19 protein-coding genes, 1 other RNA gene and 1 pseudogene are annotated in these 17,200 nt (G+C 34.0%); 14 read left to right on the forward strand and 7 right to left on the reverse strand.

Translation table 11 applies throughout. From position 1 onward, the window contains the following. The first annotated feature begins 69 nt into the window (after positions 1 to 69). The 8 genes from smpB (at position 70) to alo (ending at position 8,401) form a co-directional block, all read left to right on the forward strand. Positions 70 to 537, forward strand: a complete 468-nt coding sequence (gene smpB / locus ABH959_RS09340; protein WP_002034685.1) for an SsrA-binding protein — start codon at positions 70 to 72, stop codon at positions 535 to 537. Positions 538 to 662: 125 nt separating this feature from the next. Beyond that, positions 663 to 1,017: a transfer-messenger RNA gene (gene ssrA, locus ABH959_RS09345) on the forward strand. Positions 1,018 to 1,399: 382 nt separating this feature from the next. Beyond that, positions 1,400 to 2,077: a response regulator transcription factor gene (locus tag ABH959_RS09350; RefSeq protein WP_002089527.1), complete on the forward strand. Its 678-nt coding sequence runs from the start codon at positions 1,400 to 1,402 to the stop codon at positions 2,075 to 2,077. A gap of 432 nt (positions 2,078 to 2,509) precedes the next feature. Then, on the forward strand, positions 2,510 to 3,523 hold the full coding sequence (locus tag ABH959_RS09355) for a siderophore ABC transporter substrate-binding protein (protein WP_404492506.1): 1,014 nt from the start codon (positions 2,510 to 2,512) through the stop codon (positions 3,521 to 3,523). Between the two features lie 19 nt (positions 3,524 to 3,542). Next, the gene (locus ABH959_RS09360; RefSeq protein WP_098593423.1) at positions 3,543 to 4,559 is read left to right on the forward strand and encodes an ABC transporter permease; all 1,017 of its coding nucleotides are present in this window, start codon (positions 3,543 to 3,545) and stop codon (positions 4,557 to 4,559) included. Beyond that, positions 4,556 to 5,620 (forward strand): iron chelate uptake ABC transporter family permease subunit, encoded by a 1,065-nt coding sequence (locus ABH959_RS09365; RefSeq protein ID WP_002144933.1) that lies wholly within the window; start codon positions 4,556 to 4,558, stop codon positions 5,618 to 5,620. Before ABH959_RS09360 ends, ABH959_RS09365 begins: the two co-directional genes overlap by 4 nt. Then, positions 5,617 to 6,369, forward strand: a complete 753-nt coding sequence (locus ABH959_RS09370; RefSeq protein ID WP_000590058.1) for an iron ABC transporter ATP-binding protein — start codon at positions 5,617 to 5,619, stop codon at positions 6,367 to 6,369. The genes ABH959_RS09365 and ABH959_RS09370 overlap by 4 nt, the downstream gene beginning before the upstream one ends. Before the next feature lie 493 nt (positions 6,370 to 6,862). Continuing rightward, positions 6,863 to 8,401 (forward strand): anthrolysin O/cereolysin O family cholesterol-dependent cytolysin Alo, encoded by a 1,539-nt coding sequence (alo, locus tag ABH959_RS09375; protein ID WP_404492507.1) that lies wholly within the window; start codon positions 6,863 to 6,865, stop codon positions 8,399 to 8,401. A gap of 51 nt (positions 8,402 to 8,452) precedes the next feature. On the opposite strand, the gene ABH959_RS09380 is transcribed toward alo, so the two are convergent. The 3 genes from ABH959_RS09380 to ABH959_RS09390 form a co-directional block, all read right to left on the reverse strand. Then, positions 8,453 to 9,733: a purine/pyrimidine permease gene (locus ABH959_RS09380; RefSeq protein ID WP_404492508.1), complete on the reverse strand. Its 1,281-nt coding sequence runs from the start codon at positions 9,731 to 9,733 to the stop codon at positions 8,453 to 8,455. Between the two features lie 127 nt (positions 9,734 to 9,860). Then, a complete protein-coding gene (cynS, locus tag ABH959_RS09385) occupies positions 9,861 to 10,310 on the reverse strand; it encodes a cyanase (RefSeq protein WP_113936288.1) in 450 nt (149 codons plus the stop codon). A gap of 34 nt (positions 10,311 to 10,344) precedes the next feature. After that, positions 10,345 to 10,926: a beta-class carbonic anhydrase gene (locus ABH959_RS09390; RefSeq protein ID WP_113936289.1), complete on the reverse strand. Its 582-nt coding sequence runs from the start codon at positions 10,924 to 10,926 to the stop codon at positions 10,345 to 10,347. A gap of 167 nt (positions 10,927 to 11,093) precedes the next feature. Between ABH959_RS09390 and ABH959_RS09395 the strand changes: the two genes are divergently transcribed. Then, complete coding sequence (locus ABH959_RS09395; RefSeq protein ID WP_002016035.1) at positions 11,094 to 11,525, forward strand: Lrp/AsnC family transcriptional regulator; 432 nt, start codon at positions 11,094 to 11,096, stop codon at positions 11,523 to 11,525. 260 nt (positions 11,526 to 11,785) lie between these two features. Here ABH959_RS09395 and ABH959_RS09400 read toward each other — a convergent pair whose 3' ends face one another. The 3 genes from ABH959_RS09400 to ABH959_RS09410 all read right to left on the reverse strand — a co-directional run bounded on the left by ABH959_RS09400 (position 11,786) and on the right by ABH959_RS09410 (position 13,754). Further along, the gene (locus tag ABH959_RS09400) at positions 11,786 to 12,025 is read right to left on the reverse strand and encodes a DUF896 domain-containing protein (protein WP_404492509.1); all 240 of its coding nucleotides are present in this window, start codon (positions 12,023 to 12,025) and stop codon (positions 11,786 to 11,788) included. A 19-nt stretch (positions 12,026 to 12,044) separates the two neighbouring features. Beyond that, entirely contained in the window at positions 12,045 to 13,037 is a 993-nt protein-coding gene (locus ABH959_RS09405) for an LLM class flavin-dependent oxidoreductase (RefSeq protein ID WP_242310110.1), read from the reverse strand. Positions 13,038 to 13,106: 69 nt separating this feature from the next. Then, the gene (locus ABH959_RS09410) at positions 13,107 to 13,754 is read right to left on the reverse strand and encodes a nitroreductase family protein (protein WP_404492510.1); all 648 of its coding nucleotides are present in this window, start codon (positions 13,752 to 13,754) and stop codon (positions 13,107 to 13,109) included. Between the two features lie 164 nt (positions 13,755 to 13,918). Between ABH959_RS09410 and ABH959_RS09415 the strand changes: the two genes are divergently transcribed. Both ABH959_RS09415 and psiE read left to right on the forward strand, forming a co-directional pair. Then, complete coding sequence (locus ABH959_RS09415) at positions 13,919 to 14,275, forward strand: winged helix-turn-helix transcriptional regulator (protein WP_215584219.1); 357 nt, start codon at positions 13,919 to 13,921, stop codon at positions 14,273 to 14,275. 71 nt (positions 14,276 to 14,346) lie between these two features. Then, the gene (psiE, locus tag ABH959_RS09420; RefSeq protein WP_002129862.1) at positions 14,347 to 14,751 is read left to right on the forward strand and encodes a phosphate-starvation-inducible protein PsiE; all 405 of its coding nucleotides are present in this window, start codon (positions 14,347 to 14,349) and stop codon (positions 14,749 to 14,751) included. A 105-nt stretch (positions 14,752 to 14,856) separates the two neighbouring features. Here the strand turns inward: psiE and ABH959_RS09425 are convergent, their stop codons facing one another. Then, positions 14,857 to 15,330, reverse strand: coding sequence for a DUF4362 domain-containing protein (locus tag ABH959_RS09425; protein WP_404492511.1), 474 nt, complete (start codon positions 15,328 to 15,330; stop codon positions 14,857 to 14,859). Between the two features lie 229 nt (positions 15,331 to 15,559). On the opposite strand from ABH959_RS09425, the gene ABH959_RS09430 reads away from it, so the two are divergent. The 3 genes and pseudogenes from ABH959_RS09430 (at position 15,560) to speG (ending at position 17,032) form a co-directional block, all read left to right on the forward strand. Continuing rightward, the gene (locus ABH959_RS09430) at positions 15,560 to 15,916 is read left to right on the forward strand and encodes a hypothetical protein (RefSeq protein ID WP_404492512.1); all 357 of its coding nucleotides are present in this window, start codon (positions 15,560 to 15,562) and stop codon (positions 15,914 to 15,916) included. Positions 15,917 to 16,175: 259 nt separating this feature from the next. Beyond that, a pseudogene (locus ABH959_RS09435) lies at positions 16,176 to 16,379 on the forward strand (phosphate-starvation-inducible PsiE family protein); the annotation flags it as partial. Positions 16,380 to 16,516: 137 nt separating this feature from the next. Further along, positions 16,517 to 17,032 carry a spermidine N1-acetyltransferase gene (gene speG / locus ABH959_RS09440; protein ID WP_113936294.1) on the forward strand — a complete coding sequence of 172 codons (516 nt, stop codon included), beginning with the start codon at positions 16,517 to 16,519 and terminating at the stop codon, positions 17,030 to 17,032. The last annotated feature ends 168 nt before the right edge of the window (positions 17,033 to 17,200 follow it).

Here is a 17,200-nt window from a genome sequence, read left to right on the forward strand (position 1 = left end):
TTCTGAGCGAGCCACTTTCGCTTTTGGTTTACATTTGTTACAATGGTAAAAATAGAGGAGGGACGTTATATGCCAAAGGGTACAGGTAAGGTTATTGCGCAAAATAAAAAGGCATTTCATGATTATTTCATCGAAGAAACATACGAAGTAGGGCTTGTCCTTCAAGGAACGGAAATTAAGTCGATTCGCGCTGGACGCGTGAACTTGAAAGACGCGTTTGCACGTATACATAACGGTGAAGTATGGGTTCATAATATGCATATTAATACATATGAACAAGGGAATCGTTTTAATCACGATCCGCTTCGTACAAGAAAGTTACTTCTTCACAAGAAAGAAATTGATAAGCTAGCAGGTTATGCAAAAGAAACAGGTTATGCATTAGTTCCAGTTAGAATCTATTTGAAAAATGGATTTGCGAAAATGGCACTTGGTTTAGCAAAAGGTAAGAAGCAATATGATAAGCGTCACGATTTAAAAGAGAAAGAAGCTAAACGTGAAATTGCACGCGTGTTCCGTGATCGTCAAAAGATGTAATACAGATATTTACATTTGTAAAACGGCGCGCGTATGATATAATAACTTATGTAAGATTGTTGCACATTGAAAAACAGCTCTTAGTAGCTATCACGATATTTCTTCGTATGCTCCATTTTTATCATGGGGACGTTACGGATTCGACAGGGATAGTTCGAGCTTAGGTTGCGAGTCGAGGGGATCGGCCTCGTTAAAACGTCAAAGCCTATAATTGGCAAACAAAACAATCTTTCTTTAGCTGCTTAATTGCACTAAAGGTTCCTCCCTCCATCGTCCATGTGGTAGGGTAAGGGACTCAAACTAAGTGGACTACGCCGGAGTTCGCCGTCTGAGGGCGAAGGAAGAGAACAATCAGACTAGCAACTTGGAAGCCTGTCGATAGGCCGAAGAGTTCGCGAAATGCTAATATATCGACTACACTCGTAGAAGCTTAAGTGCCGATATTTTTGGACGTGGGTTCGACTCCCACCGTCTCCACCAATACATAACTGTTTGGTGGTTTTTTATTTTGTATGATATGAACCATAACTTTGCCAGGTTGGCGGGGTTATGGTTCTTTTTGTTTTGTGGTTTGATAAAATGCTTAAGTTGAGGACGGTACCCTTGAAACAGAAACTGAGGGAATCGTTATTGATAATAAGCAGCTAGATAATATAGTTGCTCTTAATGATTAAATAATATGTATTTAAATCTTCATATATTTTGTGTTTTTATCCATATCTATTGTAAGATTATATAGAGTTCTCCTAATAAGCTGTTATAATGGCTTTTTTTAGGGATTTAATATTTATAAATCTTAAATTATTTTTTTGGGATAATTTTTTATCTAACTAAGTTATATTGAAGTAGAGGTGAACCATCGGTGAAGCAGGTGTTAGTAATTAAGAATGAACGGTCTTTTGCAAAGAAAATCGTAAGCGGTCTAACGCAAGAGGGCTATTTCATTTTAAAACTTCACAATGAAAACCAAGGTTTAAATATAGTATATGAACAAGATTGGGATATTATCATATTGGATTGGGATTCATTAAGTATATCGGGGCCAGAAATTTGTAGACAAATACGACTTGTTAAAACGACACCGATAATTATTGTGACCGACAATATTTCTAGCAAGGATTGCATAGCAGGGCTACAAGCAGGAGCAGATGATTATATAAGAAAACCATTTGTGAAAGAAGAATTAGTAGCGAGGGTTCAAGCTATTTTAAGGAGAAGTGACTGTATCCAACAAAATGAGACAAACTTTTTTCAGTTTAAAGATCTCTTTGTTGATGCATCTAGCCATATTGTGAAAAAAGGTGGTAAAAATCTCTCGCTTACTAAGCGCGAGTACGATTTACTTGTATTTTTAATTAAGAATAAAAATACAATATTGAGCCGTGAAATGCTTTTGAATCAGGTTTGGGGATATAACGTAGTAGTCAATCCAAATGTAGTAGACTTATATATTGGGTATGTAAGAAAAAAGTTAAAGTGCGAGAAGAAAGAGAGATATATTCAAACGATACATGGCAGAGGCTATTCAATGGTTGAATGATAAAAATAAAATAATAGGTAAAGTACAGTTTTTTCTATTAAACCTGAGAATCAAATAGTTTCTGTGAAATATTAAAAGACGGAAACTATAAAAAGAAGATTGATACCAGGCAATGGATTATGAAAAAATCAGCTATTAATGGGCATTTTTTTTGCAGTAGAAATCATGGTTTATAAGGTGCCCAATCTATTGATTAGTACGTGTGGGGGAGGACTCTGGTGCGCATTAGATGAGACTGTATCTAATTTATGTTTAATTTTATTAACTCACACCATTCACAAGATTTTCACATAATTAATGACTATACTTATTAACAGGATATTCAAATGAAAATGATTATCAATAGCAATTTAGATGCATAAAGGTTACTATCTAATTTAATCTATGGACGTTATCATTTTCGAACTAAATTACATTATAAGGAGTATACGTATGAAAAAAACTATGCTTTTAAAATTAGTAAGTATTTTAGCAATTTTCACTTTAATGTTAGCAGCTTGCTCAGATTCAAGTAAGGAAACTTCGAAAGCTAATAAAGGTGATAGTAGTGATAAGCCAAAAACAGTTGAAATCACTGATGCACATGGAACTGTTAAAGTCCCTGTAAATCCAAAGAATGTAGTTGCTTTAGATAATAGAACTTTTGAAACTTTATCTGATTGGGGAATTAAATTAGCGGCTGCTCCAAAGGATGTAATGCCTGCAGATTCAGCATATGTAAAGGATAGTAAAGTTCAAAATATTGGAAATCACCGCGAACCAAATTTTGAAATTCTAGCAGCTGCAAATCCTGACCTTGTAATCGTTGGTCAAAGATTTGCTGGTCATTACGAAGAAATCAAAAAATTAGTGCCAAAAGCAGCTGTTATTGATCTTAATGTTGATGTTTCTGAGAAAGCTACTAAGCCTGGCGAAAACTTAGTAAAAGGACTTAAAGATTCTACAATTACTTTAGGGAAAATCTTTGATAAAGATAAAGAAGCTAAACAAGTAGTAGCTGATTTTGATAAATCTATTGAAAAAGCAAAATCTGCTTATAATGGAAAAGATAAAGTTATGAGTGTTATCGTTACTGGTGGAAATATTGGTTTTGCTGCTCCACATTCTGGTCGCGTTTGGGGACCGATGTATGAAATTTTCGGTTGGACTCCAGCACTAGAAGTTGCTAATTCTACTGCAGGTCATAAAGGTGATGATGTTTCTGTTGAAGCTATTGCACAAACAAATCCTGATTGGATTTTCGTATTAGATCGTGATGCTGCAACATCTGATGCAGCTACTTCAGCTCCAGCTAAGGATGTTATTTCTAAATCACCTGCTCTTCAAAACACAACTGCTGTTTCTAAAAACCAGGTTATTTATGCACCAGAAGATACTTACACAAATGAATCAATTCAAACTTATACAGAGTTATTTGGAAATATTGCAAAAACTTTAGCTAAGTAGTGTAAAGGAGTACGAAGCAGTGTCAAAAAATATAATTTCTAGGGTTGAGAATATTTCTCAACCCCAGTTTTATAATCACAATAAATTATGGACAAAACCTTTTATAATAGCGATTATAGTTGTTATAATTTTAGGGATTATATCACTGTTTACTGGAGTTTATGATATACGTGGACAAGAGGACGGAATGGAGATGTTTTTCATCACTCGTGTTCCGAGAACAGTTGCATTAATGCTTACTGGAGCTGCAATGGCGATGGCAGGGCTCGTAATGCAACTCATTACACAGAATCGCTTTGTTGAACCTACTACAACGGGGACTATTGAATGGTCAGGCTTAGGCCTGCTTTTTGTATATTTACTGTTTCCTGCCCCGACTTTACTTCAAAGAATGACTGGTGCAATCATTTTTTCTTTTATAGGAACTATGATTTTCTTTTTATTTTTAAGAAGAGTTAAACTTCGTTCGTCTTTAATTGTCCCGATTATTGGATTGATGCTTGGAGCAGTTATTTCTGCAGTGTCTACTTTTTTGGGACTCCTTTTTCAAAAGACGCAAAGTATTGAAACTTGGTTTGTAGGTTCATTTGCTAACGTTCAGGTGGGAAGATATGAATATTTATGGCTAATTGTTATCATTACTTTTCTTATTTTTATGTATGCTAATAGATTGACTTTAGCTGGACTAGGAGAAGATGTCGCAACAAGCCTTGGAGTTAATTACAATAGAATTGTTCTTTTTGGGACTGCTCTTATCTCTGTTGCAGTTGGAATTGTTGCAGCTGTTATTGGACACTTACCTTTCTTGGGATTAATTGTGCCAAATATCGTTTCAATGTTTAGAGGTGATGATCTTAGGAGTAATTTACCTTGGGTTTGTGTGATCGGAATGGGGTCAATAACTGCCTGTGACATCATTTCTCGAACAATTATACAGCCTTTTGAAGTACCTGTTTCTTTAATACTTGCAACAGTGGGAGCAGTCGTGTTTATTACTATTTTATTGAGACAAAGAAAACCAAGGAGGCTACGATGATCACATTAGAATATAGAAATAAAGAAAATGTCGAAATCGATTCTAGCCTTCATAATGAAAGTAGATCAGCTAGTGCTTTTCGTTCTAAGAAGGAAGCAAGACGTTATTGGATTTTACTGATAACATTGATTGCTTTAGGCCTCCTTTCTTCATATGGACTTTTAGTTTATAACAATCCAGTTCCGATAGATTCACCTTCTTTTATCCCAGTTGTTAAGAGAAGGATAGTAGCTATTGTTGCTATGATTATTGCTGCAGTTTGTCATAGTTTGTCGACAGTTGCTTTCCAATCTATTACGAATAATAAAATTATTACTCCTTCGCTTTTAGGTTTCGAATCACTTTATTCAGCAATTCAAACGAGTACAATATTCTTCTTTGGTGCTAGTGCATTGATAAATTTTAGTGGAATTGGATCATTTTTATTTCAAGTTGTTGTTATGGTCTTCATGAGTTTGATACTTTATGGATGGTTACTTTCCGGTAAATACGGGAATTTACAACTTATGCTTTTAGTTGGAATTATTATTGGTACCGGGCTAAATTCTGTGTCAACTTTCATGAGAAAACTACTTGCGCCTTCAGAGTTTGATATTTTACAAGCAAGGTTATTTGGTTCTGTTAATCATGCAGATCCTGCATATTTTCCTATTGTAATTCCTATGGTCATAATTGTAGCAGTATTAATTTTGGCTCATTCTAAGAATTTGAATGTTTTGTCACTAGGAAAGGATGTTGCTACTTCTTTTGGAGTTAAATATCAACCTAGTGTAATTTATACGCTTGTATTAGTTGCTATTTTGATGTCCATTTCAACAGCTCTAATTGGGCCACTTACTTTCTACGGCTTTTTAGTAGCAACTTTGAGTTATCAGGCGGCGTCAACTTATGATCATAGATATATTTTTCCAATGGCTTTTGCAATAGGATTTTTGATAATGACGAGTGCATACTTTTTAATGTATCATGTATTCCATGCTCAAGGTGTAGTTTCAGTTATTATTGAATTATTTGGTGGAATAATATTCTTAACTATAGTTTTAAGGAAGAGGGCTTTATGATAAAAATTGATAATGTTAAAAAGTTCTATACTGATAAGGTGAAAATAGGACCTTTGGATATTGAAATACCAAAAGCGGGCTTTACTTCTTTAATTGGACCAAATGGCGCTGGAAAGTCTACGACACTTTTGATGATTGGAAGACTTTTAGATATGGATGAAGGCCAAATTCAGGTAGCAAATATGGATGTTTCTGAGTCCAAATCAAAAGACTTAGCAAAAGTTTTGACTATATTGCGACAAGAGAATCATTTTGTAACTAGGCTTACTGTTAGACAATTAGTTGGATTTGGGCGCTTTCCTTATTCAAAGGGAAGATTAACTAAAGAGGATGAAGCTATTATTTCTAAATATATCGATTTCCTAGATTTAACTAATTTAGAGAATAGATATTTAGATGAGCTTTCTGGTGGTCAAAGACAAAGGGCATATGTAGCGATGGTATTGTGCCAAGAGACTGAATATGTACTTTTGGACGAGCCTCTGAACAACCTTGATGTTGCTCGTTCTGTTCAAATGATGGAGCATTTGAGACGTGCAGCTAATGAATTTGGAAGAACAATTTTGACTGTTATGCATGACATCAATTTTGCAGCCAAATACTCTGATAAAATTTGTGCTATGAAAGATGGACAAATTGCTGCCTTTGGAACAGTAGAAGAGGTTATGGACCCAACAATTTTGACAGATATTTTTGAAACAAAAATAGAAATTATCAATGGTCCTTATGGTCCAATCGCTGTTTATTAGTTGCAAAATGAGTATGCAAAAAAAGCTGCTGACTATATTTTATAGGCAGCAGTTTTTTTTATGCGATTGCCGATGATAGCTCTGTCCCACAGGTATTTCATTACTTCCGGTTCTGCGATGCTTCCAACAATAAACTTGTAAATTACTCATAAAATGCAAAGGAATGCTTCGTGTTTTCAAGTATTTACCAAACGAAAAATTTATCTCTGTATAACTTTTTATAAGAATTCAGCTTGTTTTTTTTGTATGTAATATTGCATATAAGAGTGTATTGATAAAAGTGTAAGGGGTCACTATAATGAGGGCATAAAGATAAATCACATTTTCGTAGCAATAAAAAAGGAGGAAATAATATGGAAATCGCAATGGCAGTTTTGAAATTTGTAGGTGGCGTAATCCCGTTAATTCAAGAACTTTTGAAAGCATTTATGTAGGTTTATTAGTTAGCTATCATTTATCAATCATTATCATATCTTATTAAAAAAAGAACGGGGTGATTTTTCTGAATATTAAGAAAAACACTAAAAGAAGAAAGTTCCTTGCGTGTTTATTAGTTAGTCTATGCACTATTAATTATTCATCTATTTCCTTCGCAGAAACACAAGTAGGTACTGCAACTGATGTAACCAAAAATGCTAGTGGCATTGATACTGGTATAGCAAATCTTAAATATAATAATCAAGAGGTTTTAGCTGTAAATGGTGATAAGGTAGAGAGTTTTGTTCCGAAAGAAAGTATCAATTCAAATGGTAAATTTGTAGTAGTGGAACGCGAGAAAAAATCACTTACAACTTCACCAGTCGATATTTCGATTATTGATTCTGTGGTGAATCGTACGTATCCAGGAGCGGTACAACTTGCAAATAAAGCTTTTGCAGACAATCAACCGAGTTTATTAGTGGCTAAGAGAAAGCCTTTGAATATTAGTATAGACTTACCTGGCATGAGAAAAGAAAATACAATTACTGTCCAAAATCCGACATATGGTAATGTGGCTGGAGCAGTAGATGATTTAGTATCTACTTGGAATGAAAAGTATTCTAAAACACATACGTTACCCGCAAGAATGCAGTATACAGAATCTATGGTTTACAGTAAATCACAAATCGCAAGTGCCCTTAACGTTAACGCTAAATATCTTGATAACAGTCTAAATATTGATTTTAATGCGGTTGCAAATGGAGAGAAAAAAGTGATGGTAGCGGCATATAAGCAAATATTTTATACCGTAAGTGCTGAACTACCTAACAATCCATCCGATCTTTTTGATAATAGTGTTACTTTTGGTGAGTTAACTCGTAAAGGTGTAAGTAATTCGGCTCCACCTGTTATGGTCTCAAATGTAGCTTATGGTAGAACTGTTTATGTAAAATTAGAAACAACATCTAAGAGCAAAGATGTACAAGCTGCTTTTAAAGCCTTACTTAAGAATAACAGCGTCGAAACGAATGGACAGTACAAAGATATTTTTGAAGAAAGTACCTTTACTGCTGTAGTATTAGGCGGAGATGCGAAAGAGCATAACAAGGTTGTTACTAAAGATTTCAATGAAATCCGAAATATCATTAAAGATAATGCTGAATTAAGTCTTAAAAATCCAGCATACCCAATTTCATATACAAGTACTTTTTTAAAAGATAATGCAACTGCTGCTGTTCATAACAATACAGATTATATCGAGACGACAACTACAGAATATTCAAGTGCTAAAATGACACTGGATCATTACGGTGCTTACGTTGCGCAATTTGATGTATCTTGGGATGAATTCACATTTGATCAAAATGGTAAAGAAGTACTAACACATAAAACATGGGATGGTAGCGGCAAAGACAAAACGGCTCATTACTCTACAGTTATCCCTCTTCCACCAAATTCAAAAAATATAAAAATCGTAGCAAGAGAATGTACTGGTCTTGCATGGGAATGGTGGAGAACAATTATTAATGAACAAAATGTTCCATTAACAAATGAAATAAAAGTTTCAATTGGAGGAACAACATTATACCCAACTGCTAGTATTAGTCATTAGGTATAAAAAGGCGCCCTGTAAGCAGGGCGCTTTTTTACTTAGTCACAAATTTTACTCTTTCCAAAACTGTTCCAATAGAATGACAAGCATGGTACCCATAAGTAATCCATTACTTAAAACATATTGTAAGGAAGAAGGAATTCCGCTAAATGCACTTTCTGGAAGAAACATTATTCCCAAACTGATTAATAATGAAATTCCTAATATAGTTAATCGGCGTTGATTTAATTCTTCACGTAAAATGGATTGAAATGAAATGCCTATTACTTGGACAAATGTTGCTAAAAGTGCGGCATTAGCAATAGGACCTGGTAGCAAGGATATAAAGTTTACAATTGAAGGAATAAAAGAAATTCCTGCTAATATAAGACTTGCTATAAGGAACGACTTCACTTTTCTTTGTCCTGTTAGTTGAATAAAGCCTGCTGATGCAGGTAATGGTACAATTCCAATTGTAGAAAACAACGACGAGATAATATGCGATATGCCTCCGGCCCACACGCTGCGGTTCAGTATTTGCTTTTCATTTTCTTTAGATGACGGAGCCACTTGTTTTACAGCCGAAATAGCAGCGATTGTATTTGCAACTAAAAGAAATGTAAATAAAGTTGCAGTTAGAGCCATTCCAATATCTAATCTAGGTGTGCCCCAAGAAAATAGCTCTGGTAACTTAACTAACGGTGTGTGTGAAGGCATATGAGATGATTTTCCTAATACAGCATACAAAAGCCAACCACATGAAATTCCAAGTAACACAGCGTAACTTTTCATCCATCCGTTCCCTTTAATTGATAAGAAAGTAATAAGGGCAAAAACAAAGAGCGCAATAGTAGCCGTTGTATAATCAGGATGAGTTACAGCTCCTTGTAATCCCATCATTCCTTTTAGTAACACACCACTAAGCTGAAGAGATAATATTAAAAGAAAAGTGCCTGTAACCAAGGGTGTAAATAAACGTAGAATTCGATGAACAAGCCCTGTTATACCAAGGACGAAGAGTAATATACCTGCAATAATTAATCCGCCTTCTAAAAGTTGTAATACATCCTTTGCACTTTGTCCCTGATGCATAGCGACTTGTCCCAATATGACAAATATACTTACCCATGAACCGGCTGGCCCATCCGCTATGGGATAGCGATGCCCAAACCATGCTTGTATAAATGAACTTACTCCTACAACTAAAAAAGTTCGTTGCATTAATGTTGAGATATCTTCTATTGATAAATGGAATATGCCACCAATAATTATAGGCAATGCAATTGCATTTGCTAATAAAAACACAAACCACTGTAGAATACTAAAGCTCGTATCAAAATATTTTTTATTCATATTAGTCTCCTTTGCCGAAAAAGAATTTCATAGTAAAAATCCATCCTTTCTACACAGCTAGATTAAAAAGGATGGATTTTGTAAATCTATAAAATTACTTTAATTATATAGATGGATTTTTAATTAATTACCATGTACGGAACGGTAAGAATTTCCCGTTAAGTGTAATCACGATACGAGGGTCGCCACCTTTTGGATCTTCTTGTGTGTCCACACCTAGATTGAAGTTAATTGCACTCATTACACCTTCGCCAGCTTTTTCTAGAATTAATTCTCTAAGAGTTGGTGCGTATTGTAACATCATTTCATATAATCGATATAAGATTGGGTCAGTAGGAGGCATTTGCATTACTTGACCTCTAAGTGGAACTACTGTTAATGCTTGAACTACTTCTGCATCTAATTCTAATAGTTTACCGATTTTTTCTGCTTCTGGACGTGTCATTGTAGCTTGTCCTAATAACGCTGTTACAACCCAAGTCTCAGAGTTTTCACTTACCTTTGAAATTTCTTCCCATGTTAAACCTTTTGCAATTTTTGCTTCCATAATTTTTTGCGTAGCTTCTTGTCTATTCATATCTAATAACTTCCTTCCATTTAAGTAATAATAATTAATTTTTCATACCATTTAATGCTTTATATCCATCAACTACTAAATCTAATTTACCTGTGTGAGGATCAATAACTAAACCATGTACAGGAACATCTTTTGGAATAAGTGGATGATTTCTTACTAAATCAACATTAGCTTGAGTTGAACCGTTGACATCATCGAATCCAAATAACCATTTTTTAAGGTCAACACCAGCATATTCAATCGCTGATAAAATTTCGGGTGAAGCTACTCCACGATCTAATATTTTTTGAAGTGTTCCTTTTGGATTAGTTTGACTCGCACCACATCTATGGTGTCCGATAAGGAAGATTTCATCTGCATTTAAATCATATACTGATGCTACAACACTTTGCATAACACTATCGAAAGGAGAAGCAATTTTACCACCTGCATTTCTGATAACTTTTGCATCACCATCGTGTATATCTAAAGCTTTTGGAAGTAGCTCAATTAAACGAGCATCCATGCAAGAAACAACAACCATACGTTTTTTAGGCATTTTTGTCGCTTCACGAGGAGCGTATTCTTTATTTTCTACAAATTGTTCATTGAACGATAGAATATCTTGTAATAACATATTTGTAACCTCCTTTAAATCTAGATGTATTTTTTTGTTACGTCCTCTATGTTATAAGTAAATATAACTGATAAATAATGTGATGTAAGAGGATAAACTAAGTATAGTGAATTGTATCGATAAGCAGAATAAGTTGGCGAAACACTTTCGGGCTTTCTACTTTCACGGTGAAAGGATTGGTTTATATCATTGATCAAACAGATTTTGAGATACTGAAATTATTAGGAGAAAACTCAAGAATACAATGGAAAGAACTTGGTCAGAAAATACATATGACGGGGCAGGCTGTAGGAAATCGAATTCGAAGGTTAGAGGATTTAGGGATTATTGAGCAATACACAATCGCAATAAACCGAATCAAATTAGGACAAGTAGTGACTGCATTTGTAACTTTGTTCGTAACAACAGCTAATCATCAAGAGTTTATGAATTTCTTTCAAAAAGAAGAAGGGATTTCTGAAGTAGACCGTATAAGTGGTGAGGGATGTTATTTATTAAAAACACATTTTGCTTCTAATGAAGAATTGGATAACTTTCTGGGGCGACTATTAAAGTATGGGAATTATCGTGTTAACCTATCGATAGGAAAGTTAAAATAAGATTTCTTTTTTTGAGGTTATAGTAACATTATTTGCTGTTTTGTGGAACTCACGGCAAATTTATAGGTAGAGTGACATTGTAGGATAAAAACCATAACTTTGCCGGAGGGGCGGGGGTATGGTTTTTTGTTTGTAGATTTTCAAGTTAGAACTAGAAGTTTGAAGGATACGTCGATGAGGTATGTAATGTTAACTTAATGATCCATCTGATCATATGTTTACTTAGATGAATCATTAAGTAACAAAAAGTCTCGGTATTTTCATGCATTGTTATTTGTGTTTAGTGATAGCTTTTGTTGTTCTTTTAATTTTTCAGGTGTCACGTCATTTCCTAAAGGATCTAATATTTTTAATCCTGTGACAGTGGTACTGATTTGACCGCGAATAATTTGAAGGTACTCCTCGCGTAATGCTTTACGCTCATGTAATTCTGTTTTTGTTAAACCGTCTTCTTTTTGTTTTTTAGCTAGTTCATTGATTCGATTTAAAACTTCAAGCATTGTTTTCCCGCCTTTCTTTTTATAGAAGCTCTTTTGCAAGTAGTCGATAAGATTGTAGTTTTGCGTCATGATTATGACTGATTGTCCCAATCATAGCTTCGTTAATTCCGAATTTTTCTTCATGTTCGCGAAGTGTATTTGCAACTTCTTTAGCACTTCCAACAAGGAATTTTTTACGATTGTTCTGTATATGCATTTTGTCCATTTCAGTGTAATTGTAATTTAGTGCTTCTTCAGGAGAAGGTACGTGGAAGTACTTACCTTTATCTAAAAATAATAGAGATAAATCTAAAGAAGCTGCATGATATTCTGCTTCTTCAGCAGTTTCCGCTGCTAGTGCAAAATACCCAATGTTTATTTTAGGCTTAACCATAAACTCAGAAGGGACGAAATTTTTACGATAAGATTCTAACATTTCACTAGATAACTCCCCACTAATAAACTGAGCATAGGAATAACCAATACCAAATCTTCCTGCCTGTGCAGCGCTACTACCACTAGAACCTAATAGCCAAACTTCAGGTAATGGGGCACCTAATGGAGAAGCAAGTGTACGATTGTATAAATGATCTGCAGGCATTGTTTCTGTCATAAACATCATCGTATCCATTAATTTATCGTACAGATTCAGCATATTTGGATGTTTTCCTTCATGTAATGCAAGTGTAGAAAATTGATTGCCACCTGGCGCTCGACCTACACCGAAATCAATTCTATCTGGATATAAAGATGTTAATGTTTTAAATACTTCTGCCATCTTTAATGGTGAATGGTGCATTAACATCATTCCACCAGAACCAACGCGAATTTGCTCTGTTACAGATGCGATATGAGAAATCATAATTTCTGGTGAAGCACTAGCAAAATTGGCTGAACCATGATGCTCAGAATACCATAGTCTGTGATAGCCTAGTTTATCTACTAGCTGTGCTAATTCAATCGTATTTTTAAAAGTTTCTTGAGTAGTTACCCCGTTCGAAACTGGAGTTTGATCTAAAACACTTAATTTCATAAGAAAACCTCTTTTCTTGTTAGTAGTGTTTATCGTACTTTCATTCCAAAAGTACGATAAACACTGTGATTAAAACTCGCCATTCCAAGACGTTACTTCATCTACAGTTAATCGAACTGTTGGGAATCCTGGCTCTTTTGCTTTGCCTAATGCAATCATTAAGACGTCAGTTAAGTTTTCTGGAACGTTAAATGCTTTGCGGAATTCTTCAACGTTATAGCCAAGCATTGGGACTGTATCGTATCCTCTCGCTTTTGCAGCAAGCATAAATTGCATAGCTAGCAAACCACCGTCAAGCATTTGCCATTCTCTTTTTCCTTGTTCGCTTACAGGTGCATAAAACTCACGAATACTGTTGTTCAGTCTGTTTTTAATTTCTTCTGTCATGAATCCAGCAGCTACTGCACGTTCATTTACTTTATTGATATGTTCGAATTCGTGGGCATTATTTTCGCTTAAAATTACGATCATAGCGGATGCTTCTAGCACTTGTGGTTGATTTAAAGCAATTGGATGAAGTTTCTCTTTTAAGTCTTGATCTGTAATTACCATGAAACGCCATGGGTTTAAGTTGGAACTACTTGGTGCTAGTATTGCTTCTTCTAAAAGTTCTTTAATTTCTTCATCAGAGATTGTAACTGAAGGATCATAAGAGCGAATGGAACGGCGCTCACGAATCACATCATAAAAATTTGCAGTACGATTTTCATTTTTCATTTTAAAATACCTCCACTAATTTAATGCTCTGTTATAAGTTGCTTACATGCATCATTATGGTATAGTACAGATATTATGAAAAGTACGCACTTTTCCGTGATATAGACACCATCTCGTGACATAGGCACGAGAAAGTGTCTATCAAAATACAGAAGGAGTTCAATATGAAAAAAGAGTATAACAATAGAATTGAAGTCGTTTTGGATGTGATCGGAGGTAAGTGGAAATCCCACATTTTATATCATTTAACAAGCGGAGCGACAAGAACGGGTGAGTTAAAACGATTGGTAACTGGTATTACACAAAAAATGCTTACTGAGCAATTGAAAGAGCTTGAAAAAGATGGGCTTGTGTCTAGAAAAGTATATAATCAAGTACCACCGAAAGTTGAGTATTCTCTTACAGAACAGGGAGAATCATTAAAAAAGGGTTTGAAGGTGCTTTGCGATTGGGGAAGCGATTATATTAAGCATAAATATCCGAATGGTGAAGTAATCGTGAAAGAGGACGATCATATATGATTTAACAGTTCTGTAAGTATAATTTTGCTATAATGAATAAGTACTTACACGAAGGGGAGCTAAAAGAGAAAATGAAGTCATTTAATATCGATCATTATATAGCTAGCGTTTTACAGTGGATATTAAATATAGCATTAATCATATTATCCATTGTTTTATCGATTTTTTTAATTAACGAAACAATTACTTTTATTCAATACATATTTTCAGCGAAGAAGTATACATCTTATAAATTAGTTGAGAGTATCATCGTCTATTTCCTATACTTCGAGTTCATCGCATTAATTATTAAGTATTTTAAGTCGAATTATCATTTTCCGTTACGTTATTTTATTTATATCGGAATTACGGCGTTAATTCGTTTAATTATTGTGTCTCATGAGGAACCAATGGAGACGTTATTATATGCGGGATCCATTCTTGTTTTAGTTATTGCTTTATACATATCGAATATGAGAGATTTGAGAAAAGAGTAGTGCAGACTTTTGTTTGTGCTACTTTTTTATTTGCAGCTTGAGTTTGGTGTAGGAAATCTGGAATAGAAAAGAGATGGCAAAGCCATCCCTTAATGAGATTGGATATTATTTTGAGGCTGTAATCAAATTGATAATGTCAGGACATTCTAATTTATAAGTTACTTTGTTGTCTTCAATATCTTTCTTTATTTTTTGACATATATTATTTGAAAATTGAATATCTTGGTTTTCGTTATGTTTTTCATTTGTTTTTGTGTAGTCGACATCATAATAGATGGAGGTAGAGTCCTTTTCTTTTTTTACAGTTAAATCAATGATAGTAGGCTCGTTCTTGTTATTAAATTTAGTAATTCTAACTGAATCATCTTTATTTAAATTATAGTTTTCTATGAAAGTATCTAATTTTTCTATGTTATAAACTTTATCGTCTTTTTCAATAATATCGCCACGTTTTTTGGAAGCCTCAAAAGTATATGTCTTGTTTTTATTGTTGCTTTTCTCATTATTAGCACAACCAATGAGAGTAAATAAGGCTAGCGAGATTAAAGGTGACGCATACTTTCTATATTGTATTTTCATAAATTCAGCCCCTTTTCTTAATTTTTAGCAATAAATTATATTTGTAATAATATTTTATCTTACATAGAGTTAGCCTAGATTAAGCGTAATTTATTTTTTTATTAATTTACCGTAAATATCCTCATTTTTTTCATTTTTTCGTTAATAAGTTGTAAATTTCGACATGAAATTTTTATATTAGTTTATGATGTTTTTGTAACAAAAAATCTAAAAAGGAGTGATGTGATTCATGTTTAACAAATTTTTGGGAAATTCAAAGGCAAAAAAGATTTGTGGAATTGGGGCATTAGCAACTTTTATAGGTTTTTCGTCTTTAGGGTCAGTTAGCGCAGGTAGTTATGTTGATAAGTATAAACAGTATAATGTTGGATCTAGTGGTGGTTCTTATACAAATAGTGCCGGTTTTTCTGGCGGTGGTAGTGGGAATTTATCAATGACAAGTACTATTAGTAAAGACAAACGTTTAATAGGGGTAAAGTTACGTACCAGTATTGATTCTGGTGACCCTTATATACAAAGTTTTTGGGCGCAAAGTAAAACGAGTTCCAATGTGCACTATCCTTTAAGTGCTTATATTATGCTTTAATAGGTGAAAAAGATGTAGGTAAGTTTACTACTGAAGAATTGATTGAAATTGCTAACTCGATAGAATAATAAAAAGAAACAAAATAGAGAAAGAATACCCTGGATTGTGGGTGCTTTAAAAAGTCCTATAATTCGGGGGATCTCTATTTTTATAAGAAAGCATTACCTTTTAGTGAGAAGGTCCGTAGAAATGTAATTTAAAAGTGGTCTAATCTATATGGGTTTTCTAACAGCTCAATTAAATTTCTCGTTTGTATTGATTCATCGCGTTAATTATTAAGTATTTTAAATCGAATTATCATTTTCCGTTACGTTATTTTATTTATATTGGAATTACGGCATTAATTCGATTAATTATTGTATCTTATGAGGAACCGATGGAGACGTTATTATATGCGAGGTCCATTCTTGTCTTAGTCATTGATTTATACATATCGAATATGAGAGATTTGAGAAAAGAGTAATGCAGACATAAGTTTGCACTACTCTTTGTACCTTGACCTTCAAGTTACTTGAAGGTTTACAATGTAATTAGGGCGTTTGAAATCGAAAAAAATTGAGAAATTAAGTGAAGAGGTTATTTTACTTGGAGGTTATAGAAATGAGTCAGGAATTAAAGTTACGTCCTTTAGAACGGGAAGATTTAAAGTTCGTGCACGAACTTAATAATAACGCACATATTATGTCTTATTGGTTTGAAGAGCCGTATGAGGCTTTTGTAGAACTACAGGATTTATATGATAAACATATCCACGATCAAAGTGAACGCCGTTTTATCCTGGAGAAAGATAATGAGATGGTTGGATTAGTTGAGTTAGTGGAAATTGATTATATTCATCGAAGAACTGAATTCCAGATTATTATTGATCCGAATTATCAAGGACATGGTTATGCAGCGGAAGCGACGCGTTTAGCGATGGATTACGCTTTTTCTGTATTAAATATGCATAAACTCTATTTAGTTGTTGATAAAGAGAATGAAAAGGCTGTACATGTTTATAAAAAGGTGGGATTTATCGTGGAAGGTGAGTTACAAGACGAATTTTTCGTTGATGGTAACTACCATAATGCGATAAGAATGTGTATGTTTCAGAAGCAATATTTTGAAAAGAAGTAGTTGAATGATTTGTAATTGATGTTGACGCTTCATAAAAACGTATGCTAAAATCCCTTTTAAGTATTAAGGAAGGTGCAGAATATGCTTTATATAAAATTTGTAAAACTCATTAGAAAACTTTGCTCCGCACAAATGTATACGGTGAAGCGTTGTACGGAGCTTAATCAT

It is taken from the genome of Bacillus sp. RC51, from assembly GCF_044908115.1.
Classification (GTDB): Bacteria; Bacillota; Bacilli; order Bacillales; family Bacillaceae_G; genus Bacillus_A; species Bacillus_A mycoides.